Origin of the sequence: Paenibacillus sp. FSL R7-0273 (genome assembly GCF_000758625.1) — a bacterium.
Classification (GTDB): Bacteria; Bacillota; Bacilli; order Paenibacillales; family Paenibacillaceae; genus Paenibacillus_AQ.
Genome location: NZ_CP009283.1, coordinates 4,500,857 through 4,518,967, shown reverse-complemented (window position 1 = coordinate 4,518,967; position 18,111 = coordinate 4,500,857). Strand labels below are relative to the sequence as shown.

The 18,111-nt window shown below is 44.3% G+C and carries 17 protein-coding genes; 13 read left to right on the top strand and 4 right to left on the bottom strand.

The genetic code is table 11. The features are described from left to right. Positions 1-88: 88 nt before the first annotated feature. Positions 89-805 (top strand): MerR family transcriptional regulator, encoded by a 717-nt coding sequence (locus tag R70723_RS19315; protein ID WP_039874466.1) that lies wholly within the window; start codon positions 89-91, stop codon positions 803-805. Between the two features lie 373 nt (positions 806-1,178). Next, on the top strand, positions 1,179-1,556 hold the full coding sequence (locus R70723_RS19305; RefSeq protein WP_039874462.1) for a YhfM domain-containing protein: 378 nt from the start codon (positions 1,179-1,181) through the stop codon (positions 1,554-1,556). Positions 1,557-1,624: 68 nt separating this feature from the next. Here R70723_RS19305 and R70723_RS19300 read toward each other — a convergent pair whose 3' ends face one another. The 3 genes from R70723_RS19300 to R70723_RS19290 all read right to left on the bottom strand — a co-directional run bounded on the left by R70723_RS19300 (position 1,625) and on the right by R70723_RS19290 (position 2,483). Further along, positions 1,625-1,864, bottom strand: a complete 240-nt coding sequence (locus R70723_RS19300; RefSeq protein ID WP_039874460.1) for a hypothetical protein — start codon at positions 1,862-1,864, stop codon at positions 1,625-1,627. A gap of 160 nt (positions 1,865-2,024) precedes the next feature. Further along, positions 2,025-2,246: a helix-turn-helix domain-containing protein gene (locus R70723_RS32990; RefSeq protein WP_039874458.1), complete on the bottom strand. Its 222-nt coding sequence runs from the start codon at positions 2,244-2,246 to the stop codon at positions 2,025-2,027. 18 nt (positions 2,247-2,264) lie between these two features. Next, the gene (locus R70723_RS19290) at positions 2,265-2,483 is read right to left on the bottom strand and encodes a helix-turn-helix domain-containing protein (RefSeq protein WP_039874456.1); all 219 of its coding nucleotides are present in this window, start codon (positions 2,481-2,483) and stop codon (positions 2,265-2,267) included. 423 nt (positions 2,484-2,906) lie between these two features. Between R70723_RS19290 and R70723_RS19285 the strand changes: the two genes are divergently transcribed. The 6 genes from R70723_RS19285 to R70723_RS19260 all read left to right on the top strand — a co-directional run bounded on the left by R70723_RS19285 (position 2,907) and on the right by R70723_RS19260 (position 12,936). Further along, positions 2,907-3,602, top strand: a complete 696-nt coding sequence (locus R70723_RS19285; RefSeq protein ID WP_039874453.1) for a stalk domain-containing protein — start codon at positions 2,907-2,909, stop codon at positions 3,600-3,602. A gap of 339 nt (positions 3,603-3,941) precedes the next feature. After that, positions 3,942-4,589, top strand: coding sequence for a hypothetical protein (locus tag R70723_RS19280; protein WP_039874451.1), 648 nt, complete (start codon positions 3,942-3,944; stop codon positions 4,587-4,589). Positions 4,590-5,028: 439 nt separating this feature from the next. Beyond that, on the top strand, positions 5,029-5,490 hold the full coding sequence (locus R70723_RS19275) for a hypothetical protein (RefSeq protein WP_039874447.1): 462 nt from the start codon (positions 5,029-5,031) through the stop codon (positions 5,488-5,490). Between the two features lie 920 nt (positions 5,491-6,410). Next, positions 6,411-10,031 carry a DNA/RNA non-specific endonuclease gene (locus tag R70723_RS33490; RefSeq protein WP_144027037.1) on the top strand — a complete coding sequence of 1,207 codons (3,621 nt, stop codon included), beginning with the start codon at positions 6,411-6,413 and terminating at the stop codon, positions 10,029-10,031. A gap of 4 nt (positions 10,032-10,035) precedes the next feature. Next, positions 10,036-10,512 (top strand): immunity protein YezG family protein, encoded by a 477-nt coding sequence (locus R70723_RS19265; protein ID WP_039874444.1) that lies wholly within the window; start codon positions 10,036-10,038, stop codon positions 10,510-10,512. Positions 10,513-10,827: 315 nt separating this feature from the next. After that, on the top strand, positions 10,828-12,936 hold the full coding sequence (locus tag R70723_RS19260; protein WP_039874442.1) for a thioredoxin domain-containing protein: 2,109 nt from the start codon (positions 10,828-10,830) through the stop codon (positions 12,934-12,936). 72 nt (positions 12,937-13,008) lie between these two features. On the opposite strand, the gene R70723_RS19255 is transcribed toward R70723_RS19260, so the two are convergent. Next, positions 13,009-13,794, bottom strand: a complete 786-nt coding sequence (locus R70723_RS19255) for a PaaX family transcriptional regulator C-terminal domain-containing protein (RefSeq protein WP_039874440.1) — start codon at positions 13,792-13,794, stop codon at positions 13,009-13,011. Between the two features lie 207 nt (positions 13,795-14,001). Here R70723_RS19255 and R70723_RS19250 point away from each other — a divergent pair, with 207 nt between their 5' ends. The 5 genes from R70723_RS19250 to R70723_RS19230 all read left to right on the top strand — a co-directional run bounded on the left by R70723_RS19250 (position 14,002) and on the right by R70723_RS19230 (position 17,974). Further along, positions 14,002-14,694 (top strand): metal-dependent hydrolase, encoded by a 693-nt coding sequence (locus R70723_RS19250; protein WP_039874438.1) that lies wholly within the window; start codon positions 14,002-14,004, stop codon positions 14,692-14,694. A gap of 244 nt (positions 14,695-14,938) precedes the next feature. After that, positions 14,939-15,553 carry a glycerol-3-phosphate responsive antiterminator gene (locus R70723_RS19245; protein ID WP_063837767.1) on the top strand — a complete coding sequence of 205 codons (615 nt, stop codon included), beginning with the start codon at positions 14,939-14,941 and terminating at the stop codon, positions 15,551-15,553. A 104-nt stretch (positions 15,554-15,657) separates the two neighbouring features. After that, positions 15,658-16,464, top strand: a complete 807-nt coding sequence (locus R70723_RS19240) for an HAD-IIA family hydrolase (RefSeq protein WP_047171163.1) — start codon at positions 15,658-15,660, stop codon at positions 16,462-16,464. A 27-nt stretch (positions 16,465-16,491) separates the two neighbouring features. Beyond that, entirely contained in the window at positions 16,492-17,226 is a 735-nt protein-coding gene (locus R70723_RS19235; RefSeq protein WP_039874434.1) for a glycerophosphodiester phosphodiesterase, read from the top strand. A 4-nt stretch (positions 17,227-17,230) separates the two neighbouring features. Next, positions 17,231-17,974, top strand: coding sequence for a glycerophosphodiester phosphodiesterase (locus R70723_RS19230; protein ID WP_039874433.1), 744 nt, complete (start codon positions 17,231-17,233; stop codon positions 17,972-17,974). Positions 17,975-18,111 lie beyond the last annotated feature (137 nt).

The following is an 18,111-nucleotide window of genomic DNA, read 5'->3' as shown; positions in this document are numbered from 1 at the left end:
GCGGAGCAGAACCTATATATATTGCGGGGTGTTTTCGCGGTATGTTATCGTAGCAGTTGAAGGTTTTACTTTAAGGATGGGAGACCCGATGGAGACATACACCCCGAACCAGATTGCCGGCACCTTGCAGGTCAGCACCACAACACTGAGAAGGTATGAAGAGCAGGAGCTGATCCCTCCTGTACCGAGAACCCCGAGCAATCACCGTTTCTACGGGCAGGTTCATGTTCAGGCGTTTAGGACCATAAGAGCTTTATTACTCGGATATGATATTCCTGTCGTTTACGAAGCAATGAGAATGTTTAAGCAGGGGAGGCCGGAGCAGGCCCTGTGGCTAGTGAATGAGCAGCAGTATCAGATTCAAGCGGAAAAGCAGCGGGTGGAAGAGATTCTCACGATGATCAGGGGTACCGATTTTACCAGATACAAAAACATTAAGCTGAAAGAACAGATGAACATTGGAGAGGTGGCCACGATAGCAGGTGTAAACACCTCGGCGATCCGTCACTGGGAATCCGAAGGACTCATTCAGTCCCAGCGGAATAAGGAGAATGGGTTCAGAATGTTCTCCATAGCGGAGCTTCGCAAAATCCTGGTCATCAGCAGCCTGAGAAAGACCGTCTATTATATAGACAACATGAAAAGCCTGCTTAATGATTTAGATACTCAGGATAATGAGCAGATCGAGCGTTCTTTTCAGCTGGCACTGAAGAATCTGAATGAGCGGCTTAGGCTGCAGTTTAAGGGAATCGCGGAGATGATGGGGTATTTGGAGGTTTATGCCGGGGAGGGGCAGGACCTATAATCAGAATATAAGAGGTGTATTAATGTCAAGAAATATAAGGTATATAACGTTTTTTGTGTTAGGTGCATTACCTTTGTTTATCTATCCATTCGTTTTATTAGCCAACATAATGTCTTTAGCCGGAAGCTGGTCAGGGCAAGAAGAATCTATTTTAAAAGCAATCGTGCTCTTATTCATAACTCTTACCAGCTCTTATCCAGTAACCTACATTATTTGTTTAGTGCTGTATCTAATAAAAAAGATCAAAAACAAAAACAAGAATGGTGCTGTTCTGGTATAGAAGCTGCCACTGTTGCCCTTGGTTCACTTAGTTCTAGCTATTCTTGTGGGATGTTTATGGGCGTTCTTGGATTGAGGTATGAAGGAGGAGCTTATGAAGAAGAAAATCATCTACATTATTTCATTCATTGTATTGGTGACGTTAATCATTGTAATGATCCTGCCTAAGCGAGAAATTGTTAGTGTTAGCCTCGTTTCCGACACAGCTACAATTACCTACACCGACGCTGAAAGCCTTGAAATCATCGGAGATGCCATACGGACTGTTAAAAAAGTGCCGGGGGCTGTTGATGTAGGCCCGCCATCCTACCGGATGACCGTTACCTATGATGATTCTGATGCTGTGCAATACAGCGTTTATATGGATTTTGAAACCAAAAACGGCTTTCTGATTAAAGATAGCAATAGTGAGCGGATGCTGGATTTAAGAAAAAAGAATTCGGAAGAGCTGGCGGATCTGTTGGCGAAGTGAAGATGTGAAGGGAAAAGCTCCTGTGGCTGTCACTGGAGCTTTTTTGTTGTGGGTTATTTGGTTGGTGGTTAATGCTGGGGGCCCGTATCATTTTTGCTGTATGAATAGAGAAATGTGAAGCCCAATATTAAAAGAATTAAAGGGATGATAAACCAGAGAAAGTTAATATCAAAGATTCCATAATTAAAAGCTCCGCTGTTTTCATTAGAGCTTTCTTGAACAGACTTAAGAGAAGAAATCAGAAAACCAGTACACAGGATAATTACAGAAGACAAAATGGAAGTACATCCAAGCAGTAATTTGAGCATAATCATCCTCCTGGAATGTTAGTCTTGTTAAAACAATAAGCATTTGTATGGTACCATTTTGTTCCATAAGTGTAAACGAGCTTAATCTAAATGGGGGAGCAATTAAAAGCCCGGACAGCAGATTATTCGGCTGTTCGGGCTGAATCTAAAAGAATGTGGATTATTTAGTTGGCGGGTATCGCTTGGGTATGTCCGTTTGCCCTAATAGGTAATCGATGCTTACCTTGTGGAAATTGGCGAGAGTAATGAGAACAGCGCTTGGTACATCCAGGTTCCCATTTTCGTAGCGGGAATAAGTAGTTTGTGAAATATGCAAAAGTTCAGCCATTTGCTGTTGTGTCAGGTCTTTGTCTTCGCGCAGATTGCGGATTCTTGTGTACATAGAGATCACCCAGTTTGTTTAATTCTTAGGATAAGCTGTTTTCTGATTCGTTCTATTCAATAAATAATCTGTACTCGTCTGATGAAAATCGGCCAGCTTGATCAGAATTGTCGTGGGAATATCTACATCGCCGCGTTCATAATTACTATAGATTCGCTGGCTGCACTGCAAATATTCGGCCATTTGTGTTTGTGTCATGTCTTTGTCTTCACGCAGATTACGGATACGTTGATACATCTGAGGCACCTCCAGAGCAAGCATAGCTTAGCGAATTACTGAAAGCCAGCACTTAATAGGTGAATTACTAATAGCAGAGAATTTGGGATGCTCAGGGGAAGTAGGTTCCTGCAATTTAGGAAGCTGTTGCACTCTTGGAAATGGATAAGCTGTCGAGACTCTGGGCTAAGTTCCCGTATTCATTTGAGAATGCATTGAATTATTTGCGGAGGGAGGAGCGGGATGTAATACGGGAGAGGTGCCGATTGGATTAGTACAAACGTAAAAATTAGTAGATAACTATAAGCATCGTTGAACCGGTTGTGATAAAATTACCCCGGTTTTTTATTGGTCAGGAATTTTATGGAAGGAAAAAGTAGATTATTGTAGAAATATTGAGAATGGTGGTTATAACAGAAATCTTCAAGTTAAGGGGTGCTAGTGGTGAACAAAAAATTAATGATATCGGTCATTCTTACAATCTTTTCGGTATTATGTTTATCCATTACGGTCTTTGCAGGCACTGTAGGGTACACTTTAAGAGTAAACGGTGCTGATATTAAAGGAGAAGCAAAAGTTATTGATGGAGTTACATATATACCTTTGCGTACAGTAATAGAAGGTTTAAAAGGGTCATATAACGTAATGCCTGAGTCTAAAACTATTAGCATTTTGAGAAGAGACATAAGCATGTATGGTAGTTACGATGAGTCCAATCCATTACATTTCGGTTCAAAGGCATACTTTGAAATAAATGAAAATTATGATAAATTTGTTGGTTCAGTTTCTATTGAAGAAACGAGTACAGGAAAGGAAGCTTTAAAAATCCTTAAAGAGAACAAAGAACCTATTCCAAGCGGTTACACCTATCTACTTCTAAAGATAAATCTAGAAATCTTAGCATCTGAAAAGTCTGGAGCATCGCTGTCAATAAATAATTACAGATTTCAGTATATAGATCCAGTTACTCTAAAGAGAACTCCTTCTTTCATGTTCTCCAAATACTTGCCCAGCGCTTCAGAAGGACAACCCTTTGATGGTTGGGTAGGATTTTTAGTTCCAGAAGGTCATCAATCCGGAATGATCGTTTTATCAAGTTCAGATGACCGACAGAATGCTCTATGGATGAAATTACAGTGACATCAGAAGATAAAGTGATTTGGCTGAGTAACAATAATAAGTTCAACTGGTATATAATTTATTGGCTTGATTTTTGCTAAGCTACAGTTAGTAAACAAACCGATCTTTAAATCTGTTAACCATTTGCCGTCCCGCTGATGGGGAATTCATGAAATCCATAAATATTAAAGCTTTTGCCAAATAAATTGGCGGAGCTTTTTTGTTTTGAATGAAGACAGGAAAAAGGACTTGAAAATCAAGTGTTGAACCTTCAGTAATTGGAATAAAAATACTTTTAACGCCTAACTCGGAGTATGATATAAAGTGCAGCATATTAGTGTTAGATGGAGGGTTCGGGTTATGGCAGACAAAAAAATTGGGGCAAGCGATTATCTGGCGTTAGGTTTGTATGCTTTTGCAGGATTCGGGCTTGAAGTTGTACTGTCGATGCTTTTGCCTTTACTATTCGGGATTGGAGGTTCTGATTATACTCTCATTCATCATTGTATACACTGGACGCTTACCTGTATTTTGTGGGGGAGTATGGCAATGTTTTTGATAAGGCTCTCAAGGAAGAAGTACAGCTTTGACATTATGAAGCTAAATGAAACGCCAGACTCAAAGGGATGGTTACTCGCAGTTGTAGTTTCTATTATTGCTATTGCAGTTACAACTATTGTATGGGACGGCTTTAAGCCGGTTCAAGAATACAATGGGATCGTAGAATTCATTTTTCAAAATGTTTATTACATGTTTGAAGCGGCCTTAATTCTGCTAACGATTGCTTTTGGACAAAAGTTGGGTGAAACGCTCATAAAAAGAGGCGGTCTGCCTTTTGGAGGGATATTTCTTGCGCTCACATGGGGGCTCGTACACATTTTTCTCCAGGGAGGTCAGACAGGTGTTTATGCTTTCTTCATGTCGGTTCTATACGGTCTTGTATACATATTGTTAAAAAAGAATATCCGGTATTCGTATATGATGATTGCAATTGTGTTTGTTTTATAAGTGAATATTTCATGAAGTTCCATTTGCATCAAAGAAACAAGCTCCTGTGGTTATCACAAGGGCTTGTTTTGCCGTGAATAATTACCTGGCGAGGGAGCGCAAGAGGAACTTTCTTTGGGTATGACAGAGAAACAATAATATGATACGGTAATGCATTATGCTGGAAAGGAGATGGGTTTTTAGCACTATAATATTTCATAAGTAGACAAAAGGGGGGGGGGGGGCAGTAATGAAGGTTAAGATTCTATTTGTATTATTATCAGTTTCTTTAGTAATAAATGTTGTGTTATTTTATGGATTATCTAAATATGATTTGGTGGAAAAAGGAAGTGCTCGAACAAGCATCAATTAGTCAACAGAAATACCTGAGAGTGAAGATAGCATAGAAGAAGAGAATACATACGGCTCAACTATAACAAACGAAACGGTTAGAGAAAATTTGCAAGCAGAACAACCTGGTTTCGGACATATCTATAGTTTGACAGATGATAAAATCATTGAGGCGATCAATGACGGGAAAAAAGATGTGGGTTATTTTGGTGAAAATTTTATGCTACCCTTAATAACTTCAACCAGCAACGATAGTATGTTCGAATACATGGATATTTTTATCGACACACCTTATAGATACGTGGCAATATATTCAAGTAACCAATACGCGAAGTATGATAGAAGATCAACTATTAAAAAAGTTTCGAGTTTTATCAACTATGATTACCTTTCACTTTCTGCTTATCTGCCCAGTGGCTCGGCAAATTTGTTAGCCACTGAATTGACTCAGGAGGGTGAAATAATAGAATCCTATAAGAATGACAATAATGAGGATCGAGATATCAAGAGTATCTACTTTTCAGTAGATGCTATAGATTTTCGGGAACTGGATATACTGGAAATATTTTAAAAAACAACCCTGAGAACTACTCTGAGTATAAGATTGCTTTTGAGGATTATGTTAAATAGGAGTATTATTTGCCTAGCCCTTTAGAAGCTTCTGCTAATGAAATTTGCAGAGGCTTTTTGTTTGTAAGTATAGGATTAGTGAGCGCGATTATTCTATTTAATAGTATAGTAACAGTTTGCTTGAAAAAAGAGACTGCTTAAGAGTACATTTATATTCCCAATTTTGTAAAGAATACAAAGCTATTTGAACCTTACAGGTGATATTAGTATTTGGAATTCGTGACTAGCCGGAATTCAATCTGAAGCTTAAATGCTTACTATAAATTTGGGATAGGTCAACCAACTGACACGATATTACGTAAGCAAGGCGATTTTTATCCGTTGAATAATCAACTTGTCATTGTTGGATGTTCGTGTAAACCAAATAATTTAGATGCTTCTGCCAATGGAATTGGTTGGAGCTTTTTTGTTCTCGATGGATACAGAATAAGGAGCAGAACGATCTGTCCAATTGATTGCAAGTTCTATGCTACTAGAGAGCATATTATCGAAATCAATATCGTCGTCTTTTATCCATCCCCTAGATACTAACTCTCGTCTTTTCCTTCAAAGTATTTATAGCATAAAAATACGCTCTTAGACCTGCATAGTCATTGCATCAAATCTTTTTTGTTGATATTAAAATGAATATTTTTATAGTGCTTTTAGGCTTTTGGAATAGGCTTATCATAATTTCTTTAAAAGTTCTAACATTATTTATTATCTTTTAATTTTGAATTGTGACAAAAGATGGACGGTTTGATTTTCAAAATGGTCAATTCAAAATATTTACACAATTAATAATTTACGAGTGGAAATACGTGTAGTAATATAAGCCATGCTGTCTAGGTAAAATTAACTAATTTCAGGAGGGTTTTATTTTTGAAAAACTACAGGAAAGTGAATTTATTCCTCGCTTTAATGCTTCTATCATTTTCAATACTATCATCAGTCAGTCCTACAGTAGCTTTTGCGAGCGCTGACTATTCAGGAGGATTATTAGATGGTGTACCCTTAAAAAGGTTCTCTTTTTCTTCTAGTAATTCACAAGAGGTCACAAGTATCACAGATAATAATGAAGCAACAAAAGCGGTGATTGATAAAACTATAATGAATAATGCTTACGATAGTATGTTCTATACATTTCCAAACCCTGTGACGGTTAAAGGGTATCGGGTTAAAGCAACAGCGATGGTGGAAATAAAAGTTACCACATCAACAGGAAGATATAGTGATCCGATTGTTGCTCAAAATAATATAAAAATTACTGGTGAATATGTAGCAATAAATGAAATAAAGAATGTAACTAAAATAGAAATTATGCCTCTCCCATGGTCTAAAACTGAAATTAGTGAGTTTAATGTTTATGACCCGGAAACTGAGCCGCCAAGCGCACCCGCTGAATTAAAAGCAGAGAGTTTTGACTACTCTAATGTGTATTTATCTTGGAGTAACTCAATTGATAATGTAGGTGTAGTTAAATATAACATTTATAATAATGGAATATTGATTGGATCGACAACAGCGACAAATTATTTAGTCCCTAATTTATCCAAACCATCAATAAATAATTTTTCAGTAAGAGCAGTGGATGCAGCCAATAATATATCAGTTGCAAGTAATGTAAGTACTTTGGATTTTAGTGATGTTACACCTCCGACAAAGCCAACGAATCTAAATTCTAAAAATATTAAACTAGATGGTGTAACATTAACTTGGTCACCATCAACTGATAGTTCTGGAATTAGCAAATATATTATTCGAGATCAAATTACAAATAAAGAATATATATCTACTGAACCTAGTTACACTTTTTATGATCTTAATAGTTCTTCAACATATTCCTATTCAGTAACTGCGGTAGATCCTCTGGGGAATAAGTCTTTAAGTAGTTCAATAATCCAAGTTACGACTGATGGATATATTAATAAGGGTTTGGAAGTTGCGGTAGACGGACTCTACACTAATGAAGGAAATTATAATGCAAGAACTTATCGAAACGGTAATACTTATGTAAATATTTCTGGTCTTTCAGGTGATATCAACGGCTTAGTTGAAGGTGTGGATTATATAAAAGAAGGTATGGATTACTGGTACTCAACAAGTTATTTATCACAACGAATGAATATTACACAAACATCCGATAAAGTTTTGTTGACTCCTAAAACAGTATCCTCTGTAATGAAGACAAGTTTAACAAATGTATCAGAGAGTGTTTATAACTTTAAAACTACCACAACAGTATCAGAAAACGTGTATGACTTGAGAAGCTATTCCATTGATTTTGAGAGTTTAGCAGAACAACTTTATATCTATCTGGAAAGCTACCCTGATTCTAATGCAGTGGAGATTAATAACTTTATTGAATCCTTATTAAGAGACGTAAATAGCGATTCAAGTGCTACAGAAGAAAATAAAAATTCTTCGTTACAAAGGGGGGCATTAATAACTACTAGTGCTTATGAGCCTGGTCCATTAAATCCACTTGAAGTGACATTGTCGAATGAAAATGCAGAAAAAACCCTATGGTCTTTGTTTAATGGTTATATATCTTTAACTACTGCCGAAAAATTATTTAATGAAAGCGAATTAACTGATGGAAATGGTGACGCATTTAGACATGCTTATTGGGGAGCACTTATGGCTGCGGACCCTTATGTCGGTTACAATTGGGCGGAACGATGGGGAACCGCGCACGAAACAGGAGATCCAAATAATCCTGCTGACCCGAAGTTAATGGACTTATATAATAATTTTGCAGGAAGATCAATAGGGCTTTTGTATATAACTGATCTTCATGGTCGAGCGTTGCCTGACACCTGGATGAATGATCTACAATTTGCAGTATTAAGGGCTTTAGAAAATGGTGAATTAAAAAAGATAGACAATGGACTGGAGTTTACTTCGCTTTCTCAGGTTAACACTTTAAATTCTTCAAGCAATACGAGTGTAATGAGCCTAGTTAGTCCTATGGGTGCTTCTAGTAATCCTTACAATAGTATCGAAGTAACTGGAAAGCATATTAAAACCGATGATGCTGGACAAAAGAATCAAAATCAGACTGCACCCGCAGGATTTGTGAATATTAAAAATTACTTAACAAATAATAATTTTAAAAACGGTTGGGGGCAGGTACAATACATCGGAAAAGATAAGCTTACTATAAGAGCATGGATTAACAATCCAATTAAAGGACGTAGTTTCGAGGATATTACAGTGCCTATGGCTATGCTATTGTATAAGGATGGTTACTATACAACTCCTGATATCATTAAGTCTACATTGGGGTTATATTTTGAACAAAAGATGAAAAAGGGAACTTATCTTAGGCAATGGGCAGCAGAAACAACATCGGGTGTAATCTACAATGTTAAGCCCGAGGATCAGTTTAACGTTTTCGGAGGGAAAAGTGGATATGATATCAATACTTATATAATTTCAACAGGTCCGATATGGGAAACTGAGTATCTTGCAACTTCAAATGAGGATAGATTAAAAGACCTTCAAAAAAGTTTGAATTTAGTAGCTGCTTTCCCTATTATTGGCGTTGCCGCTGGTGGCGGTAGTACAATAATTGATTTTGTTACGGGAAATACCAAAGATGCCATTATATCTGTTGGTTTTACAGCGGCTGGGCCTATAGTCAGTAAGCTCTCAGGTCATGCTGCAGGTGCTGTATTAAAAGCCTATAATTCATCAAAAATTAAAACGACTCTTCAGAAGGCTAGCAGTTCCATAAGCGATCTTAGAGGAGCTATTAATAAAAATTCTTTAGATAACTATATTACTAAAGTTTATTCAAGATTCAATGGGCGTTTGGAAGTTGAATATGCTGGTATTGGCCGAATGAGTTTAAATGAAAATCAGCTAACAGTAAATGCTGACGATATTGCTCGGAATAGATATAATAATTACGTACAGGCAAAATGGTCGGAATCATCTTGGGATGAATTCGATGCAGCTGAAGAAATTAAAATTCATAAAAAGGGGGCTCATTTTGAGCAAAGCGGTCGAACAACTGTCTTAAAACCTTCGAACTCCTATTCAAAAAATGGATATAAGTATAAAACTGATACTTTGGGTAGAATAACTAAAGTGGAGGGAGATCTGGTATTAAAGGCGGCTGAAAGAAATAGTTATGCACAAAGAGCTGCAGGAAGATCAGACCGCATTAGAGCAAATGATCTTGTTCCTCCTTACAGCGCACAACCTGAAAAGTATGCTGATGCTGGTGGACATCTTATAGCTTCTAGATTTAATGGTTCAGGAGAGCTAGATAATTTAGTAGCCATGAATGGTCAAATTAATGGTTCGGGTGGAAAATGGTATGAATTAGAGGAGCTTTGGGCTAACGCTATCGACAAAAGAAAGTTAAATGTAAATGTGAAAATTGAATTGAAGTATTCCAATAATTCACTTAGACCAGATGAATTTTTAATAACATATCAAATTGGAAGCGAAGAAATTGAAAAAGTAACTATTAGAAATCAATATGGAGGATGATTTCATGTCAACAGACACTTTAGAAAGATTATATCAATTGATAGCAGAAAAACTTGTTGAGATAATTCCAGATGAGTGGAAGAAAATCTACCTTTATGCAGAAATCCTTTCAGATTCAAGAACAATTTACTTTTATTATGAATCACAGACGTTAAATAGATTAGTATATTCGCATAATATTCCTGAAACCTATGAGGTTGAAGAAAGTATATATAATGATATGCTAAGTGAACTGGGACAATATTTCGATGCCCTACATGCAGAATCTAAAAAAATATCCCTTGAAGATTGGTCAAGTTTAACGATGTATTTAGATAATACAGGCAAATTTAGCATTGATTTTGACTACAAAGGAAAATATAAGCTGGGATTAGGTCTTCAAAAAGTAGTATGGAAGTATGAAGTTCTAGGGATATATCCATCTGATGAATATTATCAGAAAAAGCTTGATGATTATTTAAAGAATCAAGAACATAATTAGATAGGCTAGTACAAATTGGTCGGCTGTTTTGTTACAGTCGGCTTTCGTTACATATCCTCCAGGTAGATACAATAAAATAACTCTTTCATCAAATCATTTATGTTCTTAATGGTCTTAAATCCGCATCTATTCTGGATGATGAGTCTGTCTATCGATTTCTCTCCGTAATAAAAACCTCCATAATAGTAATCTATAGAGGTAGCCCATGTCATATGGAGCTACCTTTTTTCCTTTACCTGCGCCTTCCCCCACCTTTTTGGGTAAACTAACCCTAGACGTACTTTACCTAAATCAGCCGAAATGAGGGGATGCCCCATGACAACTCAAAATGTACCTAATAGATTAGCAAACGAAAAATCACCCTACCTGCTTCAGCACGCCCACAACCCCGTGGATTGGTATCCATGGGGGGAGGAGGCTTTTGCCAAGGCGCAGGCGGAGAACAAGCCGATCTTCCTATCCGTCGGCTATTCGACTTGCCATTGGTGCCACGTAATGGAGCGCGAGTCCTTCGAAGACCAGGATGTCGCCAAGCTCCTTAACGACAACTTCGTAGCCATCAAAGTCGACCGCGAGGAGCGGCCGGATATTGACGGGCTGTATATGTCGGTGTGTCAGGCGCTGACCGGGAGCGGGGGATGGCCGCTGACGGTGCTGCTGACGCCGGACAAGAAGCCGTTTTATGCGGGAACATATTTCCCGAAACGGCGGATGCTGGGGCGAATCGGGCTGATGGATATTCTGGAGCAGATCCATACGAAGTGGGAGCAGGACGGCGATGCGCTGGACAAGCTCGGCGATGATCTGCTCGCAAGCTTGCAGGAGCTGGACCGCAAGAATGCCCAGCAAGCAGGCGGGGATAGCGGAGCGCTGCCCGGCGAAGAGCTGCTGCATGAAGCATTCCAGCTGTACCAGCGCCAGTTCGACGAGGAGTACGGCGGCTTCGGCAATGCGCCGAAGTTCCCGACGCCGCATAATCTGTCGTTCCTGCTGGCGTACAGCCAGACTTATCAGCAGCCGGAAGCGCTGCGGATGGTGGAGAAGACGCTGGACAGTATGTATCGCGGCGGGATTTACGACCACATCGGCTTTGGATTTTCCCGCTACTCTACGGACCGGGAGTGGCTGGTGCCGCATTTTGAGAAAATGCTCTACGATAACGCGTTGCTGGCCATCGCTTATCTGGAGGCTTTCCAGATTACCGGGAAGCCGCTGTATGCGGAGATTGCCGAGCAGATCTTTACGTATGTGCGGCGCGATATGACTTCGCCTGAAGGGGCATTTTACTCTGCCGAGGATGCTGATTCCGAAGGCGTTGAAGGCAAATTCTACGTCTTCACCCGCGATGAGCTGGCGGAAGCGCTGGATCTGGAGGATATGCACTCGTATTGCCATGTGTACGGCATTACACCTGAGGGCAATTTCGAGGGTGCGAATATTCCTAACCTGCTGCAGGGCCTGCCGGAGGACATGGCTGAAAGGATGGGTATGAATCCGCTTGGCATGAAGACGCGGACCGGGGAGTGGCGAGAGAAGCTGTTCGCTTACCGCGAGGAGCGGATTCATCCGTTGAAGGATGATAAGGTGCTAACCGCCTGGAACGGCCTGATGATCGCAGCGCTGGCGAAAGGCGCAAAAGCGCTGCAAAAGCCGGAATATGCCAAGGCTGCGGCAGCAGCGGCAGATTTCATCTGGGAGCAGCTGCGCCGGCGTGAGGATGGCCGCCTGCTGGCCCGTTACCGTGACGGGGAAGCGGCGATTCCGGCCTATGTGGATGACTATGCCTTTCTGATCTGGGGCCTGACTGAGCTATATGAAGCTACAGGCCAAGTAGTCCATCTGGACCGGGCGCTGCAGCTGAAGGATGGATTGCTTGCGCTGTTCAGCGACGAGGAAGGCGGCGGCTTTTTCTTCACCGGCATAGATGGGGAAGAGCTGCCTATCCGCTCGAAGGAGCTATATGATGGCGCCCTGCCGTCCGGCAACTCGGTTGCAGCCAAGCAACTGTACAAGCTGTCGGTGATTACGCAGGATGTGGAGCTGAAGGCGATAGCTGAGCGGACGGCTGCGGTACTGGCTTCTGCGGCGGGAGAATATCCGCCGGGCTATTCAATGTACCTGCAGGCGCATCTGGCGCTGCTGTCCGGCGGACGCGAATGGGTGCTGTCCGGCAAGCTGGAGGACCCGGTGCTGCATAGCATGCTGGCTCAGGTCCAGCAGACTTACCTGCCGGATGCCTCTATGATTGTTAACTATGCTGGCAGTGACGGCGAAGACCTTCACAAGCTCCTGCCTCATCTACAGGATAAGCCGGCGGTGGACGGGCAGGCTACGGCCTACGAATGCCGTAATTTTGCCTGCCGGGCCCCGCTTACCAGCCTAGATGCAGTCAAAGAGCTGCTGGCTACCGGCCGGCAGGTATAATTGAAACACTAAAGGGACAGCCCGCAATCGGGCTGCCCCTTTTTCCCTTGGTTTCCGGCCCAGCCTGCTATCTCAGGTAAACTGAGCGTAAAAAGAATCACGCGGTATCGCTGCAGCCACCCTGTGCCACTGGGCCTGTAGTTCGGCGATAACGGCTTTGCCGGGCCAGCCTTCAGGCAGCAGCTCATCCGGCAGGGAAGGGTCGGCCATAATCAGGCCGCTCATCTCCTCGCCGATCTGCAGGAACAGCAGGAACAGCGGCAGTGCCTCACCGCTGCGGATGGCGTCATCTGCAAGCGGGATAAACTCCCGGGAGATCCAGGCGCTTTTGTCTAAGTAAAGGGCTTCGAGCTTATCCAGCTGCCAGATGTGCCAGGCCTTGGCCGGGGTAATGGCTCCTTCCGCAAACTCCCCGCGCAGAATGGAGACATTGCCGGTGAGCTGCAGGCTCTCCACATACTCCGTCACTTCCTGGCGGTAATTCCAGGGGGAGATGTAGACACTGTTATATAGAAGCCCATAGCCAAGCTGCAGAATGGCCGTACGAAAAGCATCCCGTTTCTTGCGCTCCTGCTCCGGCACCTCGAGCATGACCACATCCCAGGTATGATCCCACTGCTGCTCATAACGGGCCGGTTTGCTGTTAATGGATTTGATGTAGGCGCGTCCGGTAGAAGTGATGCAATACAGGGAACGGACCGGTGAAGCGATGTAGCCCTCTTTTTTCAGGCGGGACAGGCTGTTGCGGATATAGGTAGAGGTGTAGCCTCTCAGTTCATAGATTTCGACAAATTGCTGGGCGCTCATCCGGTCCACGCGGGACAGCAGGAAAAGCATGGTTTTTTCGACAGACAGCACGTTCTCACGCCTCTCTTGACAGGTAGTGATTACGAATATATTATAAATATAGACGTTCGTTATAAAAATAGATATATTGAGTGGTGGAAGCAGGGGAAACCGCAACTGTTGCAGCGCCTGTCCATGCTCATTTGTCATTGTAACGTAAACGATATGCTTTTGCACGGTAAGTCCATCACTTTGATAGTAGAAGAGGAGAGATAAGAGATGAAGATTATTTTTCACGGCCATTCCTGTGTACAGCTTGAGGTAGGCGATAAGTCGCTGATTATCGATCCTTTTATTAGCGGTAACCCGGCTGCGGTGACGAAGCCTGAGGATATTAAGACTGATGCGGTGCTGCTGACCCATGCGCATGCGGATCATATTCTGGATGCTGCGCCGATTGCGATTGCGAATAACGCGCCGGTAGTGGCAACTGTGGAACTGGCTACGTATATCGGGTGGAAGGGTGTAGAGCAGACCATTGGAATGAACATCGGGGGAACGGTGGACCTCGGATTTGCCAAAGCAACAATGATTCACGCTTTCCATACCAGCGGCATTACACTGGACGATGAGCAGCAGATTATTTACGGCGGGATGCCTGCGGGCTTCATTATTGAAGCGGAAGGTAAAACCGTACTGCATGCCGGCGACACCGGGCTGTTCAGCGATATGAAAATGTTCGGCGAGCTGTATAACATCGACCTGGCGATTCTCCCGATGGGCGGACATTTCACGATGGGGCCGGAGCATGCGCTGATTGCTGCCAAATGGCTGAACGCCAAGCATGTGCTGCCGGTGCATTACAACACCTTCCCGCCGATCCGTCAGGATGTGGCAAGCTTTGTGGATGCTTTGGCTAAGGAAGGAATTCCCGGTACTGCGCTTGAATACGGCGGAAGTCTGGAGCTCTAACTATCTGTAACTATATAGAATGTGCAGAGAGGCATCACTCCGGTGGTGTCCTTTTTGTGTGCGGCAATGCAGGCAGGTTCTCAATCATTTGGTTAAAAGAAAGCAAAATATCTGCGTCCCCGTTAACACTAACTTTTACATAGCCCGAATACGGGGCCAACAAAAGAGCTGTAACATTGGTTTCAGGGCCGGAAGCCATACAAGCCGGTGACCAGGCGATAAGCGAAAGGGAGTGTGCCTCGCGATGAAGCATAACCCCATCATTGCTTCCATTACAGAAGAATCGCAGATCAGGCAGGCTATAAGCTGCACGGTTAAAAGGGTAAACCTGATGACCGGCAACATTAACAATCTGGGACAGCTTGTACGGCCATTGCAGGAAGCGGGCAAGCAGGTTTTTGTACACGTCGAGATGGTCGGCGGAATCGGGCGGGATGCGGCGGCGATCCAGTATCTGGCGGAGGCTTTTAAGGTAGACGGAATTATTACTACCAAAAGCAATGCCATCACCACAGCCAGACAGCATGGGCTAGCCAGTATCCAGCGGGTATTCGCAATCGATTCGGCGGCAATAGAAACCGCGCTGCGTATGATTAAGTCGAGCAATCCGGATGAAGTCGAGCTGATGCCCGGTCTAATGCCGAGGATTATCAGAGAGATGAAGCAGCGAATCAAGCAGCCTTTAATTGTCGGCGGGTTGATCCGGCACGAGGCAGAAATCAGCAGTGCACTGGAAAGCGGCGCAGACTATGTATCCATCGGCGACGCGTCATTATGGAAAGAACTGAAACTACATACAGCACCCCGGGGTGGAGACGATGAGAAAACCCAGCGGTCAGAAATTGGTGTTCCGATCTAACGTATGCCTATATGCGTAGAGGAGGGCTTCCTTTCTGAAGCTGGTTTTTTTGTGCGCAAAATTCCGGTTGTACCGGCAATATGAGAGAAATGAGGTGGCCGCAGATGGACATCGCTTCGTATGAGGCATATTGCTTTGACCTGGATGGAACTGTGTTCATTGGCGACCAGCTGCTTCCGGGAGTGGAGCAGGCAGTAACAGAGCTGCGCAGGCGCGGCAAAAAAATTCTTTTCCTCACCAACAGCGCGGTGCACACCCCGCTGGATTGTCTGAACCGGCTGGCCGCAATGGGCCTGAGCTGCCGGGAAGAGGAAATCTTGACCGCGCTTTATGTCAGCGGGATGTATTTTGCCAGGCAGGAGCCGGAGGCGAGGCTGTACCTGGTCGGCGAAGAGGTGATGCACAGGCAGATGGAGCAGTGCGGCGTGGCTGTTACGGATGAACCGGCAGCGGCAACGCATGTGCTGATCGGCATGGACCGGAGCTTCACTTACGAGAAGCTGCGGCTCGGAATGACCGCGGCAAGATCGGGGGCAAAGCTGGTCGCTGTGAATCCCGATCCGGTCTGCCCGGTGCCGGGCGGATATATCCCGGATACCTGGGCCATCGTCAAGGCGCTGGAGATCGCAGCGGGGAAGCCGTCCGAGCTGGTGATGGGCAAGCCGTCATTGTACTACGCCCGGGAAGCACTGCACAAGCTGGGGCTTGCCCCGGAGCAATGCCTGATGGTCGGCGACCGGCTGGAGACGGATATTCTGATGGGCCATAGCAGCGGGATGCACACCGCATTGGTGCTAACGGGAGTGAGCTCCCGCTCGGACATTGAGCGGATGCAGATTGAGCCGCATTATGTGCTGGACACGCTGGCCGATATTGTTTTGCCGGGGATCATACATGAAAGAACAAGCTAAACCCATTATGAGGAGGTTGAACAGATTATGAACAACTGCAAGGTTTTGGCCCACCGCGGAGCAAGCGCTTATGCCCCTGAGAATACGATGGAAGCCTTCCGGCTGGCGGTTGAGCAGGGGGCGGACGGTTTTGAAATCGATATTAATCTCAGCAAGGACGGGGAAATTGTCGTCATTCATGATGACAGCATCGACCGGACCTCGGACGGACAGGGAGATATTACCTCTTACACCTTGGAGGAGCTGAAAGCCTTTAATTTCAATAAGGGTTTTGCAGAAAAATATACAACTGCACGCATCCCTACGCTCCGCGAGGTGCTGGAGCTGGTGAAGGAGCACGGGCTGTATCTGAACATTGAGGTCAAGGATATCCTGTCCAAAATGGAGCTGTACGCCGGACTTCCCGGCGCAGCAGCTGAGCTGGTGCGGGAATACGGGCTGACGGAGCAGGTGATTTTCTCCTCCTTCAATCATTACTCGATGGTGAGGCTGAAGAATGAGTATCCTGAGATGAAAACAGGGCTGCTGTACATTGCCGGACTGTACCAGGGGGCTGAATACGCCCGGCTGACCAAGGCTGATGCGCTGCATCCGGTGTTCTTTGGAGTGAACCGTGAGGCTGTGGACGAAGCTCGCGCTGCCGGAGTGCAGGTCAACGCCTGGACGGTGAATGAGCCTGAGCATATCGGCTGGATGCTGGCGGCCGGAGTGGATGCGATTATTACGGACCGGCCGGATGTCTGCATCGGGCTGAGAGGGTAGCGCAATGAACAAGACCACGATTCTGGCCCACAGAGGGGCAAGCGCCTATGCGCCGGAGAACACGATCGCTTCCTTTGAGCTGGCCCGCCGTATGGGGGCACAAGGAATTGAGCTGGATGTGCAGCTGACCAGGGACGGCAAGCTGGCCGTTATTCATGATCATACGATCGACCGTACCTCGGACGGCACAGGCCGGGTCAGCGAACTGACGCTGGCGGAGCTGCGGGAATATGACTTCTCTTACACCTTCCGCGGTGAGTACAGCACCGAAGGCAGCCGGATTCCCGAGCTTAAGGAAGTCATGCAGTTCGCCAAGGAGCATCAGCTGTACATCAACATTGAGACTAAGGATTATGCCAATCCTTACGGTGAGGTGAACGTCCGCACAGCAGAGCTGGTAAAAGCCAGCGGCTATCAGGAGCAGACGCTAATCTCTTCCATTAACCATAACGCGATGGCCCGGTTAAAGCGCGAATATCCGGACCTGCGGACAGCGATTGCTTTCATGGAAAGCTACTACCGGCTGGATGAATATGCGGCCGGCTGCCGGGCAGATGTGCTGCATCCGTATTACCTTGGCGTGGACGCAGCGTTCATGGAAATAGCCAAGAGCAACGGGTATGAGGTGAATCCATGGACTGTGGATGATGAAGCGGAAATCCTGCGGCTGCAGCAGCTCGGAGTGACAAGGATTATGACCAACCGGCCGGATGTCGGCGTGGCGGCGCTGAGCAAGGTGACGGTATAATTTGGACTGAATTTAACAATAAGGGGATGTGGCGGAGGAGAATTTTGGAACTGGAGGAGCGTTAGCGACCGCCTAAAAGCTTTTCGAAGAAAAACTAGCTCCGGAAGCATAAGCAGTCTGCGGATTTCCACCGTTAA